An 18,699-nucleotide genomic window follows, 5' to 3' on the forward strand; every position below is an offset into this window, starting at 1 on the left:
ATGAAGATGAAGTTAAGGGAAGTTTACTCAGCGTTAAAAATCCAAAGTGATGCGATTGCAGACGTTGAGATTACTGGAGTTTGTTTCGATAGTCGCAAGGCTCAAAAGGGTGATTTATTTTTTCCACTGCAAGGAGATCGCGATGGACATGAATTTATCAATAGTGCGATTGAAAACGGCGTAAGTGCTACGATCTGGCAAAGTGATCATGAAATTGTCAATGCCAAGATACCTTATGTTGTCGTAAAGAATGTTGCCAGTGCCTTTGAAACTTTAGCTAAGTATTATTTGAATAAGGTAAATCCTAAGGTCATTGCTGTGACTGGTAGTAACGGGAAGACTACCACCAAGGATATGATCGCCAAGGTTTTGAGTACCAGCAATAATGTTGCCAAAACACCTAAGAATTTTAATAACGAAATTGGTGTGCCTTACACGATTTTGAACATGCCGACTAATACCGAAGTCTTAGTAGTAGAAATGGGGATGGACCGTCCTGGCCAGATCGATCATTTAAGCAGTATTGCTAATCCTGATATTTCTGTCATCACAATGATCGGTGAAGCGCATATTGAATTTTTTGGAACCCGTGATAAGATTGCTGATGCCAAAATGGAAATAACAAATCACTTGCAAGAAGATGGTCGTTTTGTTTATAACGGTGACGAACCATTATTGTTAGAACGTGCTAAAAAAATTGAACAGAGACAATTAACTTTTGGTCGAAAAGATACCAATGATTTGTATGCGACAAAGATCAAACCTGGCAAGACTACGACGAGTTTTACAACTAATCAATGGCCAGAGCTCGAATTCACGATTCCGATGATGGGCGAATATAACGTCAACAACGCTTTGGCTGCCTTATTGGTCGGACAAGCTTCACATATTAAACCCGAAGCGATGCAAAAAGCTTTAAGCGAGTTATTTGTGACCGAGAATCGGACGGAATGGCTCAAAGCTAGTAACGGAGCCGATATTTTGAGTGATGTGTATAACTCCAATCCGACGGCCGCAATTGAAGTTTTGCACAGTTTAAGTGCAATTAAAACCTCTGGTCGTAAACTGATCGTTTTAGGTGATATGCTGGAATTGGGTGATGCGTCTGCCAAGCTTCATGAGTCATTAGCCGATCATATAAATGCAACTGACTTCAATAAAGTTTATTTAGTGGGCGACGATATGAAATTCTTGAGAGATAAATTGGCTACTAAATATGATGATCAAGATTTACTTTGGTATGGCAAAGATCAGCTAGCTGATTTAACGGCAGAATTGAAAAAAGAATTAAAACCAAATGATACTATTTTGCTCAAGGCCAGCCATGGAATACATTTAGAAAACGTTTTACATGAATTATTGTAGAAGCTGTCATTTGAGTTTGTGTATGAAACGTGGTACAGTAGTCAAATTGTTATTTATCGTGTTTTAAAAAATGGAGGACATTTGTGAAATTTAAAGAATTAGATTTAGATCCCAGATTATTGAGTGCCATAGACGAAGCTGGTTTTGAAGAAACTACACCTATCCAAGCTCAAACTATTCCACTAGTTATGACTGGCGACGACGTCATTGGACAAGCTCAAACTGGTACAGGTAAGACGGCAGCCTTTGGTTTACCATTACTAAATGCCGTTGATACTCAATCAAGTGACATACAAGCATTGATTATCTCACCAACTAGAGAATTAGCTATTCAAACTCAAGAAGAGTTGTATCGCTTAGGAAGTAAGAAGAAAGTTAAGGTTCAGAGTGTTTATGGTGGTTCTGATATCAGACGCCAAATTCGTGCCTTGAAGAGTCATCCACAAATTATTGTCGGAACTCCTGGTAGAATGCTTGACCATATCAATCGTCACACATTGAAACTACACAACGTCAAAACCGTTGTCCTTGATGAAGCTGACGAAATGCTCGATATGGGATTCGTTGAAGATATTGAAAGTATCTTGTCAAACGTACCTAACAAGCATCAAACATTATTGTTCTCAGCTACAATGCCTAAGCCAATCATGAAGATTGCTGATAAGTTTATGACTGATCCTAAGATCGTTAAGATCAAGTCAAAGGAATTGACAGCTGATAAGATTGAACAATACTTTGTTAAAGCTAAAGAGTTTGAAAAATTTGATTTGATGACGCGTATCTTTGATGTTCAAGCTCCTGAGTTGGCCTTGATTTTTGGTCGTACGAAACGTCGTGTTGATGAATTGACACGTGGTTTACAAGCTCGTGGCTACAACGCTGAAGGTATTCACGGTGATTTGTCACAAGACAAACGTACTAGTGTTTTAAGAAAGTTCAAAGCTGGTAAGTTGGACTTCTTAGTCGCAACTGATGTTGCTGCCCGTGGTTTGGATATTTCTGGAGTATCACATGTTTATAACTACGATATTCCTCAAGATCCTGACAGTTATGTTCACCGTATCGGCCGTACTGGTCGTGCCGGACATTCTGGTGTGTCAGTAACTTTTGTTACACCAAACGAAATGGGTTACTTACGTACCATTGAAAACTTGACTAAGAAACGTATGGAACCTTTAGCTCCACCAACTGATAAGGAAGTTCTTAAAGGTCAACTTGAATCTGTTAAAGAAGATATCAAGGATACTTTGGAACATGACAAACATTTGGATCGTTTTGATTCAGCTGTTCAAGAATTGTTATCAGAATATTCAGCTGAAGATATTGCCAGAATCTTCTTGAGCGAATCAATCAAGGATGCTGAAAGTGTTCCGGTTAAGATTGCTCCTGAAAGACCACTTCCATCAAGAAAAGTTAGTCATAGCCGTTCAGGTCATGGACGTCGTGGTAAATTCAACGGACATCGCGGTTCTTCAGATCGTCGTAATGGTGGTCGCCGTCGTAATGATCGTCGTGGTGGCCATGATGACAATGGTGGCAAGCGTCGCGAACATGACAACAAGCATAATAGTCGTGCTAAAAAGTCATTCAAGATCAGAACTAATCTGGAAAAATAATAATTAATTTTATAAGGCAAGGTAAAACATTTTACTTTGCCTTTTTTGATACAGTAAAATAATCAAAGAAGGACAATATGACTATTAGCATCGATTCTGATCAAGACTTGTAAATTAGTCTGAGAATGCTATCATTTAGGCTTGAGCAATGAGTTAATCATTTTGTTTTTTTAATTATTTAGTTACGGAGTTTAACAAAATTCTTATAAAAACGGAGAGAATCATATGATCAAAGGTTTAGGTATCGATATTGCAGAAATCGACCGTGTTCGTAAGATTTATGGTCGTCATCCAAGATTTTTGGAGAAAATTTTGAATCCTGATGAAATTGAAGTTTTCAACGCTTTGAATACCGAAAAAGCTAAAATGACTTATCTAACAGGACGTTTTTCAGTCAAAGAGGCTTTCACAAAAGCTATGGGAACTGGCCTAGTTGGGATTGGTTTTCATGATTTGAGTGTTTTGAATCATGACTCGGGTCAGCCATACATCAAAACCGAAATATTTCAAGGCAATATTCACGTATCCATTTCCGATACAGATGAACTAGTTATAACTGAAGTTATACTAGAGGAGGAAAATTAAATGTTACCATCAATACATCGTCCAGCATACTTAGAGATAGACTTGGGCAAACTCAAGGAAAACCTGCAAAATGAGTTGGCAGCCGTACCCAAGGGAACCAAAGTCTTTGCAGTTGTTAAGGCTAATGCCTATGGACATGGTTTGGTTCAAGTAGCTCAAGCAGAAATTGAGTACGGAGCAGCTGGATTATGTGTAGCTACCTTAGATGAGGCCCTAGAGATACGTAATAGCGGCGTAGAGGCACCAATTTTAGTTTTAGGTATAATTCCTGTCGAGTATGCTAAAGTGGCCGCACGGGCCAATATTTCAGTGACTGTGGGTGATTTAGATTGGTTGAAGGTAGCCGTACAGTTGCGAACGACTAATTTGAAGGTACATTTAGCAGTTGACAGTGGTATGGGTCGCATTGGCTTTCAGAAAAAAGCCGACTTGGTTGAAGCTTGCGAATTTTTGAACGCTCATAAGAACGCCTTTATTCCTGAAGGATTGTTCACTCATTTTGCCACAGCTGACAGTCCGGATGAAAATTATTTTGAAAAACAGGTTCAACGTTTCAAAGAAATGTCGAGCGATTTGCCAACTGAATTTACTTACGTTCACTGTGCCAATTCAGCTACAGCTTTGTGGCACAAAGATTTAGCTATCAACATGGTTAGATATGGAATCGCCTTGTATGGTTTGAATCCCTCACAAACTGATATCACCAAGTTACCATTTAAACTAGAACCAGCTTTGAGTTTCTTCTCGGAATTGGTTTTTGTTAAAAAAGTTAAGGCTGGCGATAGTATCGGTTACGGTGCCACTTATACTTGCGAAAAAGATGAATGGATTGGAACTATTCCGGTCGGCTATGCTGATGGCTGGTTAAGAAGAATGCAAGGCTTCGATGTTTTAATCAATGGACAACGTTGTCAAATCGTCGGACGTGTCTGCATGGATCAATTCATGGTACGTTTACCAAAAGAATTGCCAGTCGGAACAAAAGTTACATTGATCGGTCAAGATGGTGACGAAGAAATAACGGCTACTGATGTCGCACAATATTCTCAAACCATCAATTACGAAGTTCTTTGTGCCTTGAATGAACGTCTTCCACGTGTTTACAAAAACTAAAAAAAAATTCTTACTGACTGTCGCTTTGACAATTAGTAAGAATTTTTTTGGTTTTGTTTTAGCAAAATGGTTGAAAGATTATAATGTATTCTTGTCGAGAATCTTACCCGACTTCAAGTCATCGATTTCTGAAACGATAAAGCTCTTCTTTTCAAGACGTTTGATAATTTCCTTCAAAGTTTCAATATCAGTTCCAGAAGGTAAGGTAAAGAGTGTCCGACGAACGACTTCATTTGATTTAGCATCCAAAGTCATACAGGCAGCCACTGAAACGTATTTAGCAAAGATCTTGGACATTTTCTCAAGATCACCACGGTCACCTGAAGAACTAACTGTTAGGACATAGCTACTGATATCCAAGTTCCAAGCGTCTGACAACATGCTGAGAAGTCTGGAGTGAGTTAAGATACCATAGAACAAATTGTTTTCATCCAAAACAGCGATGTAAGGAAGATCCTTAATGTTGAAGAAAACTTTGAAGAATGGTGAGTCAACATTGATAGTCTTAGTAGCGTTTTTCATCAAAGTTGTTACAGGTAGACTCATATCGCCACCACGTGATTTATGGCGGTAGATGTGCATCTTATAAATGTTACCCCTAAATATTTGACCACTTTCATCAAGAATAGGAACACAACGGTAACCTGAATCCTCAAGGACTTTAAGAGCCTCTTCAAGCGTTACAGTTTCTTTAACTGTAGTAAGTTTGTCTTTCTTTAAAACAAGTGATTTAACTAACATATATATTCACATCCAATCAAGTATGATTGAACTAATAATACAGTACTTCGGCACAAAAAAAAAGCTGAAACAAATTATTAATTTGCTTCGGCTTTTAATATTACAGTGATTAAGGATTATTGACGACCCTTGATACCTGTAGCTTCGAAACCATCTTTAAGAATTTTTTCAAGTTCTGCAGCTGATTTCTTCATTTGTGCTGATTCTTCATCATTCAATGGGACTTCAACGATTTGTTTTAGACCTTTACGGTTGATGATAGCAGGTGAACCGATATAAATATCAGAAACGCCATATTGACCAGTCATCATGTTTGATAATGGAAGAACTGTGTTTTCATCGCTTAGCAATGCTTTACAGATTCTTGCAAGAGCAGTACCGATACCATAGAATGTAGCACCCTTAGTATTGATAATGTCGTAAGCAGCGTTAACTGTCTTCTTGTAGATAGCGTCAAGAGTATCAGCAGTGATGTCTGAGTTTTGTTTCATCCATTCTGCCATTGTAACGCCACCAACAGTTAAGTGTGACCATGCAGCGAATTCTGAATCACCGTGTTCACCCATGATGTAACCGTTAACTGAACGAGGGTCTACGCCTAGTTCTTCACCAACGAATTTTTGTAGTCTAGCTGTATCAAGTGATGTACCTGAACCGATAACACGTTCCTTAGGGAAGCCTGAAAGTTTCCAAGTAGCGTATGTCAAGATATCAACTGGGTTAGCAGCAACTAAGAAGATACCATTGAATCCTGATTCAACAATTGGGTCAACAATTGTCTTCAAGATGTTCAAGTTCTTGTTTACAAGGTCAAGTCTTGTTTCACCTGGTTTTTGTGGAGCGCCGGCTGTGATAACAACGATATCAGCATCCTTAGCATCTGAATATTCACCAGCGTGAATGTTCTTAGGGTATGAGAATGGAATTGCATCAGCAAGGTCCATTGCGTCACCCTTAATCTTGTCTTTAGCGATATCGCAGATAACTAGTTCTTGTGCAATACCTTGAAGTGTCATAGCATATGCAAAAGTTGAACCTACGGCACCGTCACCAACTAGAAGTACTTTTTGGTGGTTCTTTTCGTTTGTTGGAGTTGTCATTATAAAATATCATCCCTTCGAAAATAATATGTTCCGTCGTTCATTAAACAAATAATTAAGGGTAATTAACAAGTTGATTGTGAAAAAAGTAAAAAAATAGTGAATTTAACATGATATAATGTAAATTCGAAATGAGGTATAAATATGAAACTAATTGTTGGCTTAGGAAATCCAGGTAAGAAATACGATCGTACCAAACATAACATGGGTTTTATGACGATTGACAAGTTGATGGATGAATACGGTCAAACACAAATGAAAAAAGACTTCGAGGCCGAGTACTGTAAGTTCAAAATTGATGGCGAAACAGTCTTCTTAGTGAAACCGTTAACATTCATGAACGAGTCAGGCAGAGCGGTTAATTTTTTGATGGGTTACTATCAGATTCGTCCGGAAGAATTGATGGTTATTCAAGATGACTTAGATATGCCGATCGGTAAAATAAGATTACGAACTAAGGGTTCAGCTGGTGGTCATAATGGAATTAAGAGTATAATTTCATCTATAGGTACTAAAGAATTTAGCCGTATCAAAATTGGAATTCAACATCCGGCTAAACAAAGTGTCGTCAACTGGGTATTAACACCTTTTTCTAAAGATGAAGAACCAGTGGCACTAGGCGGAATCGACCAAGCAGCAGCTTTGGTCAAAGATTGGATCAGTGGTGATTCGATCGATCAATTAATGAATAAATATAATTAACGCAAGGGGGCAGAAAGTGAATTTAATAAATTTCATTACGAATAAGCTCGACCTTGGGGAATTTATTAATCAAGTTAAGCCAGATACCAAGAACTTATTAACTGGCCTGACGGGATCAACGATTTCCCTTTTTGCATTGGAAACTTTAAAACGCACCGATAAAAAAATTCTCATCGTTGAAAACACCAATTTTCATGCCAATAAAATATATGATGACCTCAATTTGTTAGATAGCGATAAGGTACATCTCTTTCCAGTTGAAGAATCGATCTCTACGGAATTGGCTACCAGTTCACCCGATGAATTGAGTCAGCGCCTAGATTCATTAAGTTTCTTAACTAGTGATGATGCTGGGATCTTGGTTACTTCCATTGCTGGTATGGAGTATGAATTATCGGCTAAAGAATTGTTTAAATCAGCTCAATTGGATATCAAAGTTGATGAAGAGTATGATCTCGAAGATTTGAACCGTGAGTTCGTGCAGATGGGCTATGTTAAAGATAAATTAGTTGCTAAACCCGGGGATTTCGCAATCCGTGGGGATATTGTCGATATTTATCCTTTGAATGTCGATAACCCTGTGCGAATTGATTTCTTTGGTAATCAAGTTGAAAAAATCAAGTTCTTTGATACTGAAACGCAACGGAGTATGGATGAATTGCCAGATATTACGATTCTTCCAGCTCAAGACCGTCTGATGACTGATGAACAAGTTCAGACTGGTTTGAAGAAATTGCAAAAAAGTTATCAAAGACAATTGGCAGCAACTGAAGATAAAGATATTAAAAATAATTTGGAAGTTAACTTTTCCCAGATGATTGCCGAGTTGTCCGAGGGGATTCGCCCCGATAATATGGGCCGGATTGCAGATTACGTCCTGGATCATCCCAGTAATATGTTTGATTATTTAGATTCCGAAGATATTGTGATTTTTGACGAATATAATCGTCTGATCGAACAATCTAATGACAGTGCGGCCGAAAATCAATCTTGGTTAGCCAGTCAATTGGAATTTGGAAAGGCTTTGCCAGAACAAAAGATCAGACAGAGCTTCATTGAAATAGTTAAGGGCGATAAACATCCGCAAATTTTTCTATCGGCCTTTCAACAAGGGATGGGCCATATTCGTCTGAATCAATTACAAAATGTTCCTGTCCGCTCAATGCAACAGTTCTTCAGTCAGATGCCATTATTGAAATCAGAAGTGGAACGGTGGCAAAAACAAAATTACACGATCTTGTTAGTGATCGGCAATGACAAACGAATTTCAGCTATCAATAATACTTTGGCTGACTTTGGAATTAAAGCGACCTTGACTACTAAAGATAAGGTCATCGATATGCAGACGCAGATTTTAAATGCTAATTTGAGTTCTGGTTTTGAAATGCCAGACCAAAAAGTGGCCGTAATTACTGAAAAAGAACTGTTCAACAAGCAGCCTAAAAAGCGCCGCCATCAAACTTTAGCTAATGCCGAGCGATTGAAGAGTTACAACGAATTAAAGCCTGGGGACTATGTAGTTCACGTCAATCATGGTATTGGTAAGTTCATCGGTATGCAGACGATGGAAGTCGATGGCAAACATCAAGATTACATTACGATTGAATATCGTGATGATGGCCGACTATTTATTCCCGTGACACAGTTGGATATGGTCCAAAAATACGTTTCAGCCGAAGGTAAGTCACCTAAGATCAACAAATTAGGTGGTAATGAGTGGCAAAAGACCAAGCGCAAAGTTCAGTCAAATATTGAAGATATCGCTGATGATCTGATTGACCTTTATGCCAAACGTGAAGCCGAGAAAGGCTTTGCTTTTCCTAAAGATGATCAAATGCAGCATGATTTCGATAATGCCTTTCCTTATCCAGAAACGCCGGATCAATTACGTTCAACGGATGAAATCAAACGTGATATGGAAAAGGCTCACCCAATGGATCGTCTACTCGTTGGGGATGTGGGCTTTGGTAAGACTGAAGTCGCTTTACGGGCTGCGTTTAAAGCTGTTGAAGCTGGTAAACAGGTGATTTTCTTAGCACCTACGACTTTACTAGTACAACAGCACTATGAGACGATGAAGGACCGTTTCGAAGGCTTTCCAGTCAATATCGGTATCCTGTCACGTTTTCAAACCCGTAAGCAAAGTAAGGAAACGATTGAAAAATTGGCTGATGGTTCTTTGGATATTATCGTTGGAACTCATCGTTTACTGTCAAAGGATGTTAAGTTTCATGATATCGGTCTTTTGATCATCGATGAGGAACAACGTTTTGGCGTAAAGCATAAGGAAAAAATCAAGCAATTAAAGGCTAATGTCGATGTCTTGACGCTTACTGCAACACCGATTCCTCGGACTTTGAACATGTCTATGCTTGGAGTCAGAGACCTTTCTTTGATTGAAACGGCTCCTAATAATCGTTATCCAGTTCAAACTTATGTCATGGAACAAAATTATGAAGTAATTGCTGGTGCCATCAAGCGTGAAATGGCTCGTGGAGGACAAGTCTTTTATTTGCATAATCGAGTGGAAGATATGGATCAAGTTGCTAATCAACTCCAAGCTTTAGTTCCAGAAGCTCGAATTGCCACTGCCCACGGTCGAATGACGGAAACACAGATGGAAGGGGTAATTTCTGACTACCTCAATGGCGAATATGATGTTTTGGTGACGACTACTATCATTGAAACAGGAGTCGATATGCCTAATACCAATACTTTGATCGTTGAAAATGCTGATCGTTATGGATTGTCACAGTTGTATCAAATCAGAGGTCGGGTAGGACGTTCCAATCGAGTGGCCTATGCTTACTTGATGTACAAACCTAATAAAGTTTTGACAGAAGTCGGTGAACAACGATTGGAAGCAATCAAAAACTTTACCGAATTAGGTTCTGGTTTCAAAATTGCTATGCGTGACCTTTCAATTCGAGGTGCTGGTAATTTGTTAGGTAAACAGCAACACGGCTTCATCGATTCAGTTGGTTTCGACCTTTATACACAGATGTTAAATGATGCCGTAGCTAAAAAACGTGGTCATACTAAGGCTGAAAAGACTAACTCCGAAGTTAACTTGGCTTTAGAAGCTTATTTGCCAGAAGATTATATTACTGACCAAAGACAAAAAGTTGAGCTCTATAAACGGATCAGGCAGATCGATTCTTTGGAAAGTTATCAAGAAGTTAAGTCAGAACTCTTGGATCGATTTGGCGATTATCCTAAAGAAGTTGGCAACTTGTTAGACATCAGTCTGTTGAAGAACTCATTCGATGAATCATTAGTTAAGAACGTGATCATGCGTAATGGGATGATTGCTATTAAGTTTTCACCCAAAGCAAACGATTATTTAACGGGCGATTTAGTTTTCAAGTTTTTAGCTAATACGACCATGAAAGCTAAAGTCAGCGATAAGAATAATGAATTTACCATCACCTTAGATACTGGTAGCGTCAAGAAAGATGAATGGTTCAGTCAATTACAGACTTTTGCAGAGAAGATGGCAGAGATTTTTGACAATTTAAAGAAAGAAAAAGTAAAAAAATAATATGCAAAAAGAAGTTTCAAGGGCGATTAAGGGGACCTGGATCTTAACGATAGCCTCATTTTTCTCGGAACTTTTGAGTGCAATTTATCGCATCCCTTTGCAAAATATCGTTGGGGATCGAGGCTATTTTATTTATCAGCAAGTTTATCCAATCTATGGGATTTTTTCTGTCTTAGCATTGTCAGGCTTGCCAGTGGTGATTTCTAAAACTTTTGCCCAACAAGCGACTCTGGATACCAAGCATAATTTGTTGAAAAAGACATTTTTGATACTGTTGGCTTCTAGTTTAGTGATTACGAGTTTACTTTGGATGTCGTCGAGGTACCTAGCTTTTTTGATGGGAGACCCACGGTTATACGTCGAAGTAAGAGTTGTTGCCTTAGCTTTTCTGTTAGTGCCATTTGAGGCCAGTTTGCGAGGCTTTTTCCAGAGTGATCTGTATATGCAACCGAGCGCAATTTCGCAAGTATCCGAACAGTTCTTTCGAATCGTGATCATTATTATTAGTGCTTTGTTATTCAGTCATGGCATCCTTGATGTTTATCAAATGGGTAATTTAGCCAATGCTGGAGCTTTCTTAGGTGGCTTGTCGGCTGTAGCCATTTTGTTGTATACGTTTTGGAAAAATAAACCGCAAGTTGAACCTAAGGCTGACGCAAGGATTCGTTTGGAACATGGATTAGCTTTAGAAATATTGCTAATAATCATCTTTACCGGGATCACGATTTTTTATCAATTCATTGATTCATTTTCTACGGTCAGACTCTTGTTGCATGCTGGACTCTCGTTAGATCAAGCGGAAATTCAAAAAGGAATCTTTGATCGTGGACAACCTTTATTGCAACTAGGAATTGTGATCTCCTTGTCATTTGTCTCAACTATCATGCCCCAATTAAAAGAGACAAATCGACTGCGTCAAAATAAAGATACGATTCAAAAGATGGTTCGGGTCTGTCTCTGGTTGTCGGTGGCGGAAACTGCTGGTTTGATAGCCTTGATGCCTGAAATCAATACGATGTTGTTCACCAATACGAGTGGTTCAACAACTCTGAGTATTTATATGCTCTCGATCATGATCGTGTCCTTTATCAATCTATTAGTGGCCGTGACTAGTGGCGACGATGAAAAGAATTATCACAAATTGATTTTGTTCGGGACGTCTTTAGTAGCTAAAGCAGCTTTGAACATCATCTTAGTACCAAGATTTGGAATCGCTGGCAGTGCAATGGCGACGATTCTAAGTGAATGTGTGATTTTATTTGGAATTTTGACAATTTATAACTTTGACCGTAACTTTTTATCTTTAGACAAGGGGTTTACTAAGAAACTCTTGGCCTTAGGATTGTTGATGGCCGTGGTAGTTAGAATTATTGTCAGGATTTTAGAAACAAGTTTGACTTTGACCCGCTTTAATAGCATCGTGATCAACTTGATTGCGATTCCTTTAGGGGCGTTATTTTATTTAAGAATTTCTAAACGGTGGAAAATGTTGACAAAAGCCGAGTGGGAAATTTTACCGCTGGGAAGATACATCACTAAGTTTATGAAAATAGAGGAGTAATTATGAGATTAGATAAGTATTTAAAAGTAAGTCGAATCATTAAGAGAAGAACTGTTGCCAAAGAATTTGCGGACAATGGACGTGCCTTGATCAATGACCGAGTAGCCAAATCGTCTAGTGAAGTTGCCGTCGGTGATGTCTTGGAATTGCATTTTGGTGAAAAGACAATGAAGATTCGCGTGCTTAATATTAAAGAAACCACAAAAAAAGATGAATCTGCTGACATGTACGAAGAAGTCTAGTTAGAATTAGAAATAGATTAAAATTAGCAAATTAATCATTCAAATACGTAGATAAACTTGTTATACTCAAGTTAATCATTTCTAGGGGAGTAGTAGCATGGAAATACGTAAACTAAATTCTAATGTCTCTGTCTTACAACCTAAAAAACAGCCCGCTCCTGATCATGATCGGCAAAATTACGTCAAGAAAGTTCACAAACGACGTATTATCATGATTGGCGTTGTTTTCGCTGTGATTTTAGTAGTATTTGGCGTTCAAATTTTTAATGCCCATCGCACCTATGCCAATACTGTTTCTCAAATCGAGGTAAGTAAGGAGAAGCTGGTCAAGCAAAAGACGACTCAAAGTGACTTAAAGCTTGAGGTCAGTCAGCTTCATGACACGAATTATATTGAGAAATATATTCGAGAAAAGTATATGTATAGTAAACCAGGCGAACAAGTTTATAACTTACCAGCCAACGTGCCAACTACTACGAATCAAAAATAGGGAAAGGAATTATTTTTAATTAGATGACAGTTGAAGTAGGAACTAAAACAGAAGGTAAAGTAACAGGAATTACAAATTTTGGGGCTTTTGTAGACCTTGGAGAAGGACAAAGCGGAATGGTGCACATCAGTGAAATTGCTGACGGCTATGTCAAAGATATTCACGATGTGCTAAGCGTTGGCGACACTGTTAAAGTTTTAGTTCTTAGCGAGAAGGATCATAAAATTGCACTTTCAATTAAACAAGCTTCTGATAAGCCAAAACCAAAGTATCATGAACATCGTTCCCATGAACGTAGTGAAAGAAAACCACAACCAAAACGTGAGAGCTTTGACGATATGATGTCCGGTTTCATGAAGGAAAGTGAAGAAAGACTAAGTATCCTGAAGAAAAATACCGAAGGTAAACGTGGTGGCCGTGGCGGTCGACGCAGTTAATAACTTTTTCCTAAAATATCCCTAGTAGTCGGAATTGATTACTAGGGATATTTAGATGAGACGTTTTGAGGAGGATCAATGGAACTAGATAATCGAATTATTGGAACAGTTAGAAGATTACTGCAACGTTATCAAGCCAAACGGGTCTTGATTGCCGTTTCTGGTGGAGTGGATTCGATGACTTTGTTGAATGTCGTTGCTCAAATCTTGTCGAAAGAGAATTTTGCCGTCGTCAACGTTGATCACAATTTAAGACCAGAGAGTAGTTCTGAAGTAGCTTTTGTCAAAGAGTATTGTCAAAAGAATGGTTATCGTTTTTTCACTACCAAGTGGCTTGACCAACCTGATGGAGAAATTGGGATGGAAGCCGCGGCTCGTAAGTTTCGTTATCATTTTTTTCAACAGGTGATGTTAAAAGAACATTTTGATACCTTGCTGACTGCACACCATGGTAACGATTTAGCCGAAAATATTTTGATGAAGATGATTCGTTCTGGCAATGCTTATGAGGTTGTTAGTTTGAAAGAACAACGCCCGTTTGGTCAAAAGCAGATAGTTCGTCCATTATTGAATTTTTCGAAACAAGAACTCTCAGAATATGCTGATATCCATGATTTAAAACATGTTCAAGACGAAACTAACTTTGCTAATATAACTATGCGCAATCGTTTGAGAAATAATATTTTTCCTGAGCTGCAAAAAGAAAACGGCCAATTATTAAATCATTTCCGCTTTTTCGATCGGCAGTTGACTGCTTTGATCGACTTGGCTAAAGAGACTTTTCAAGAAGTTGAGCAGAAGATGGAATTGACCGAAGCAACTTTTCAAATCAGTGGAAAATTAAAGCCGGTCTTAAAGTTAGACCATGATCAACAAACTTTATTCTGGGGCAATTTCTTTACCAAGCGAGCCTTGGAAATATCTATCAGCAATCGTCAAATTGAACAAATCATCGAAATTATTTGCTCGGATGACGCGAATGCTTCAATCGACTTGGAAGATTCATGGCGGTTCATTCATAGTTACGATCAATTTTTGTTGAAAAAAGGTCACTCTGCTGATGTAGGTGAACATCAAATTGTTCTCGGTCAAAAGACTGTGATTGGCCAAAAAGAAATTTTAATCAAATCAACTGACAAAGATTTCGATTTAACTTATGATAAAGTTCCTGAGACAATTACGATCCGAACCCGTCGTCCTGGAGACAAAGTCTTGTTATCCAACGGCCTTCATCAAAAATTGAATAAACGTTTCATCAATAAAAAAATACCCGAATATGAACGTGATAATTATTTGGTTTTATTATTTGATAATCGGATAGTTTGGGTTGAAAAAATTTATAATATGAGTGATTATTTAAAAAAGGGTAATGAGCATTACCAAATTAACTTTACTGAGGTAAGAAAATGAATTCTGATATTGAAAAGGTTTTGGTTTCAGAGGAAGAGATCAAACAAACTAATCAACGCCTAGGAAAGCAACTCTCACAAGAGTATCGTGGCAAAAACCCTTTGTTCGTCTGTATCTTAAGAGGTGCAGCGATGTTTATGATGGATTTAGTCAAGAATATCGATATAGAAATGGAATATGATTTTATGGACGTTTCTAGTTATGGTGGCGAGAACACCATTACAACTGGGGATGTTCGGATCATCAAAGATTTAGATACATCTTTGCAAGGTCGTGATGTCGTTATCGTCGAAGACATTATCGATACAGGTTATACTTTAGATCGTCTCAAAGAGCTATTCGATGTCCGTCAAGCTAATTCTATCAAGATCGTATCTTTCTTAGACAAACCTGCTCGTAGAATTAAACACGTTAAGGTCGATTATGTCGGAGTTCAAATTCCAGATGAATTCGTTGTGGGTTACGGAATGGATTATAATGAGCATTATCGTAATTTACCTTACGTCGGAGTTCTAAAACCAGAGGTTTATTCCACAAAATAATTTAGATAGAGTTACAATTATTATTGTGTTACGGTTCACCAATGTTACAATATGTAACGTCTAAGTAATTTAGGAGGAAATGTATGAAAAATAATCGAAATAGGTTAATTAATAATAGCCTGTTTTACATCTTGCTCTTTGTTGTTTTGGTTCTTGCGGCAAGTTGGTTTGCTGGTGGTCAATCCTCAGACCAATCAAAAACGTTGAGCCAAGACCAATTCATTACACAATTGAAGCAAGGCAAAGTGAAGAGTTTCAAACTAGAACCCATTGGGGGAGCTTATCAAGTAACTGGTGAATACAAGAAAGCTCAAAAGGCTGAAACGACACGCTCCGTGTCACTCTTCAGTCGTAACCAAGCTACGACTTCTAGTGAAGTAACTTCATTCAGTTCAACGGTTTTACCAAATAACGATACGCTAAAAATGATTAACAGTGCCGCTATGTCTAAAGGAGTTAAGACTACAGCTGCTCCTAAGTCACAGTCCGGTCAGTGGATTTCATTAATCTTAACGGTCGTTGTGCCGTTTGCATTATTCTTCTTTATAATCTTTGCGATGATGGGCCGAGGAGGCCAAGGTGGTGGCGCCAACCGTGTCATGAACTTTGGCAAGTCCAAGGTTAAGCCAGAAGATCCTAAGAAAAATAAAGTTAGATTTTCTGATGTTGCCGGTGCAGAAGAAGAAAAACAAGAACTTGTTGAAGTTGTTGAATTTCTAAAAGATCCAAGAAAATTCGTCTCCTTAGGTGCCCGAATACCATCTGGTGTTCTTCTAGAGGGCCCTCCCGGGACTGGTAAAACTTTACTAGCTAAGGCTGTTGCCGGTGAAGCTAAAGTCCCATTCTATTCAATCTCTGGTTCAGACTTCGTTGAAATGTTCGTTGGTGTTGGTGCATCACGTGTTCGTGACTTGTTTGAAAACGCCAAAAAAGACGCTCCATCAATCATCTTCATTGATGAAATTGATGCTGTCGGTCGTCAACGTGGTTCTGGTACCGGTGGTGGTAATGATGAACGTGAACAAACACTTAACCAATTATTGATCGAAATGGATGGATTTACAGGTAACGAAGGTGTCATCGTTATGGCTGCTACTAACCGTTCTGATGTCCTTGATCCTGCCTTGTTACGTTCAGGCCGTTTTGATCGTAAGATCTTGGTTGGACGTCCTGATGTTAAGGGACGTGAAGCTATTCTTAAAGTTCATGCTAAGAATAAGCCATTTACAGATGATGTTGATTTAAAGGCAATTGCTCAACAAACTCCAGGTTTTGCTGGTGCTGACCTTGAAAACTTACTTAACGAAGCTGCTTTAGTTGCTGCAAGACGTGGTAAGCAAAAGATTGACCCAACAGACCTTGATGAAGCCGAAGACCGTGTTATTGCTGGTCCTGCTAAGAGAAACCGTGTGGTTCCAGAACAAGAACGTCACACTGTGGCTTATCACGAAGCTGGACACGCTTTGATCGGTTTAGTATTGAGTGATTCTCGAGTTGTTAGAAAGGTTACGATCGTTCCTCGTGGACGTGCTGGCGGTTACGCTATCATGCTTCCTAAAGATGATCAGAACTTAGCAACTAAGAAGGAATTAAATGAACAAATCACTGGATTACTTGGTGGTCGTACAGCCGAAGAAATCATCGTCGGCCAGCCTTCATCAGGTGCTTCTAATGACTTTGAACAAGCAACTCAAATTGCTCGGACCATGGTTACTGAATATGGTATGACTGATCGTTTAGGTACAGTTCAACTTGAAAAGAATGGTCAACCATTTAGTGGTGGTAACTATCGTCAATTGCCTTCATACTCTGAAGACACTGCCAAAGCTATTGATCAAGAAGTTAAACGTATTATCGATGAAGATCACGAACGTGCTCGAGAAATTCTTGAAACACATCGTGAACAACATAAGATTATTGCCGAAGCACTCTTGAAGTACGAAACACTTGATGAAAAGGAAATCTTGAGCTTGTATAACACAGGTAAGATGCCTGCTAATGATGCTAACCAAGAATTCCCAAGTGAAAGTGCTGCAACCTTTGAAGAAGCTAAGAAAGCTGCTGAAGCTAAGGATGCTGCTAAGCAAAAGTCAGAAGAATCAAGTAAGAGTGAATCAACTAAGTCAGATGATGATTTGGATGAAACAACTTACCCTTCAGAAAATGAGTCTAAACCAACTGATGAAACTAAGTCTGAGACTGAAAAGCCAACTGATGAAAAGCCTGACGATGGAACTCATGATTCATCTGATAACAATAACAATAATGATAATCAATAATGATAATCAATTAGAAAAAGCGACTCGTGAGAGTCGCTTTTTTGAACGGAGGAAGTAAAAATGACTGACACACTAACAAAAGCCGTTTCCACAAACGGTAAGTTTAGAGCCTATGTCGTCAACGCAACTGAGACGATTCAAGAAGCTCAAAAAAGACATGATACTTGGAGAAATTCAAGTGCTGCACTAGGTCGGACGATGATTGGATCAATCTTAGTAGCAACTTCAACTTTAAAAGAGGATGAAGTTTTAACCACTCGAGTTCAAGGCGATGGACCAGTCGGTGCTATCGTGGTTGACGCTAATGCCCAAGGTGATGTTAAAGGCTATATCGCTAACCCTCATGTTGCCTTAAAAGCTCGTGAAGATGGACATATCGATGTCAAAGCAGCAGTCGGAACTAATGGAACCTTGAGTATTACTAAAGACTTGCATTTGAAGGAGCCTTTCACAGGGTCAGTATCACTGGTATCTGGTGAAATTGGAATGGATTTTGCCTATTATATGGCTAAGTCAGAACAGATCCCTTCAGCAATTGGTGTATCAGTTTTCGTTAATCCCAATGAGACTGTGGGTGCTGCTGGTGGTTTTTTGGTACAAACATTACCTGGTGCCACAGATGAAGATATCAACAAGATTGAAGCTAATTTAAAAGTTATTCCTAACCTTTCGACTTTGTTGAAGGAAGGTTTGAGCAATCAAGAAGTGATGGAAAAAGTCATGAATGGCATTGACATGAAATATCTCGAAGATATGTCCGTTCAATTCAAGTGTGATTGTTCAAAGGAAAGATTTTCCAAGGCGCTAGCAACCTTATCTAAAAAAGAACTCGAAGCTATGATCGAAGAAAATCATGGAGCTGAGGCTGTCTGCAAGTTCTGTGGCAATAAATATGAATTTGATGAAGCAGAATTAAAAACAATTATCTCTGAAAAGGATTAATCAAATTTGCTATCTGAATAGAAAATTTGTTAT

At 38.6% G+C, this 18,699-nt stretch carries 16 protein-coding genes; 14 read left to right on the forward strand and 2 right to left on the reverse strand.

All coding sequences use genetic code 11. From position 1 onward, the window contains the following. The 4 genes from ACYT32_RS09690 to alr all read left to right on the forward strand — a co-directional run bounded on the left by ACYT32_RS09690 (nt 1) and on the right by alr (nt 4,679). Entirely contained in the window at nt 1-1,365 is a 1,365-nt protein-coding gene (locus ACYT32_RS09690) for a UDP-N-acetylmuramoyl-tripeptide--D-alanyl-D-alanine ligase (protein ID WP_395265924.1), read from the forward strand. A gap of 83 nt (nt 1,366-1,448) precedes the next feature. Next, nucleotides 1,449-2,981: a DEAD/DEAH box helicase gene (locus ACYT32_RS09695; RefSeq protein ID WP_395265925.1), complete on the forward strand. Its 1,533-nt coding sequence runs from the start codon at nt 1,449-1,451 to the stop codon at nt 2,979-2,981. A 225-nt stretch (nt 2,982-3,206) separates the two neighbouring features. Beyond that, on the forward strand, nt 3,207-3,566 hold the full coding sequence (gene acpS, locus ACYT32_RS09700; RefSeq protein WP_395265926.1) for a holo-ACP synthase: 360 nt from the start codon (nt 3,207-3,209) through the stop codon (nt 3,564-3,566). Then, nucleotides 3,567-4,679: an alanine racemase gene (gene alr, locus ACYT32_RS09705; RefSeq protein ID WP_395265927.1), complete on the forward strand. Its 1,113-nt coding sequence runs from the start codon at nt 3,567-3,569 to the stop codon at nt 4,677-4,679. Between the two features lie 78 nt (nt 4,680-4,757). Here the strand turns inward: alr and cbpA are convergent, their stop codons facing one another. After that, nucleotides 4,758-5,420, reverse strand: coding sequence for a cyclic di-AMP binding protein CbpA (gene cbpA / locus ACYT32_RS09710; RefSeq protein ID WP_395265928.1), 663 nt, complete (start codon nt 5,418-5,420; stop codon nt 4,758-4,760). Nucleotides 5,421-5,536: 116 nt separating this feature from the next. Next, nucleotides 5,537-6,520 carry an L-lactate dehydrogenase gene (locus ACYT32_RS09715; RefSeq protein ID WP_395265929.1) on the reverse strand — a complete coding sequence of 328 codons (984 nt, stop codon included), beginning with the start codon at nt 6,518-6,520 and terminating at the stop codon, nt 5,537-5,539. Nucleotides 6,521-6,664: 144 nt separating this feature from the next. Between ACYT32_RS09715 and pth the strand changes: the two genes are divergently transcribed. The 10 genes from pth (at nt 6,665) to hslO (ending at nt 18,666) form a co-directional block, all read left to right on the forward strand. Beyond that, nucleotides 6,665-7,222: an aminoacyl-tRNA hydrolase gene (gene pth / locus ACYT32_RS09720; protein WP_395265930.1), complete on the forward strand. Its 558-nt coding sequence runs from the start codon at nt 6,665-6,667 to the stop codon at nt 7,220-7,222. Between the two features lie 16 nt (nt 7,223-7,238). Then, nucleotides 7,239-10,763 carry a transcription-repair coupling factor gene (gene mfd, locus ACYT32_RS09725; protein ID WP_395265931.1) on the forward strand — a complete coding sequence of 1,175 codons (3,525 nt, stop codon included), beginning with the start codon at nt 7,239-7,241 and terminating at the stop codon, nt 10,761-10,763. Nucleotide 10,764: 1 nt separating this feature from the next. Next, nucleotides 10,765-12,324, forward strand: coding sequence for a putative polysaccharide biosynthesis protein (locus ACYT32_RS09730; protein ID WP_395265932.1), 1,560 nt, complete (start codon nt 10,765-10,767; stop codon nt 12,322-12,324). A 2-nt stretch (nt 12,325-12,326) separates the two neighbouring features. Beyond that, nucleotides 12,327-12,566 carry an RNA-binding S4 domain-containing protein gene (locus ACYT32_RS09735; RefSeq protein ID WP_395265934.1) on the forward strand — a complete coding sequence of 80 codons (240 nt, stop codon included), beginning with the start codon at nt 12,327-12,329 and terminating at the stop codon, nt 12,564-12,566. Nucleotides 12,567-12,663: 97 nt separating this feature from the next. Further along, a complete protein-coding gene (locus ACYT32_RS09740) occupies nt 12,664-13,056 on the forward strand; it encodes an FtsB family cell division protein (protein ID WP_395265935.1) in 393 nt (130 codons plus the stop codon). A 23-nt stretch (nt 13,057-13,079) separates the two neighbouring features. Beyond that, nucleotides 13,080-13,493: a S1 domain-containing RNA-binding protein gene (locus ACYT32_RS09745; protein ID WP_395265936.1), complete on the forward strand. Its 414-nt coding sequence runs from the start codon at nt 13,080-13,082 to the stop codon at nt 13,491-13,493. 78 nt (nt 13,494-13,571) lie between these two features. After that, nucleotides 13,572-14,903 (forward strand): tRNA lysidine(34) synthetase TilS, encoded by a 1,332-nt coding sequence (gene tilS, locus ACYT32_RS09750; protein WP_395265937.1) that lies wholly within the window; start codon nt 13,572-13,574, stop codon nt 14,901-14,903. Then, nucleotides 14,900-15,445: a hypoxanthine phosphoribosyltransferase gene (gene hpt / locus ACYT32_RS09755; protein ID WP_395265938.1), complete on the forward strand. Its 546-nt coding sequence runs from the start codon at nt 14,900-14,902 to the stop codon at nt 15,443-15,445. The genes tilS and hpt overlap by 4 nt, the downstream gene beginning before the upstream one ends. 83 nt (nt 15,446-15,528) lie before the next feature. Then, on the forward strand, nt 15,529-17,724 hold the full coding sequence (ftsH, locus tag ACYT32_RS09760) for an ATP-dependent zinc metalloprotease FtsH (protein ID WP_461793437.1): 2,196 nt from the start codon (nt 15,529-15,531) through the stop codon (nt 17,722-17,724). A gap of 60 nt (nt 17,725-17,784) precedes the next feature. Then, nucleotides 17,785-18,666, forward strand: coding sequence for an Hsp33 family molecular chaperone HslO (gene hslO / locus ACYT32_RS09765; protein WP_395265940.1), 882 nt, complete (start codon nt 17,785-17,787; stop codon nt 18,664-18,666). Nucleotides 18,667-18,699 lie beyond the last annotated feature (33 nt).

The sequence above is a fragment of the Companilactobacillus sp. FL22-3 genome (assembly GCF_054881455.1).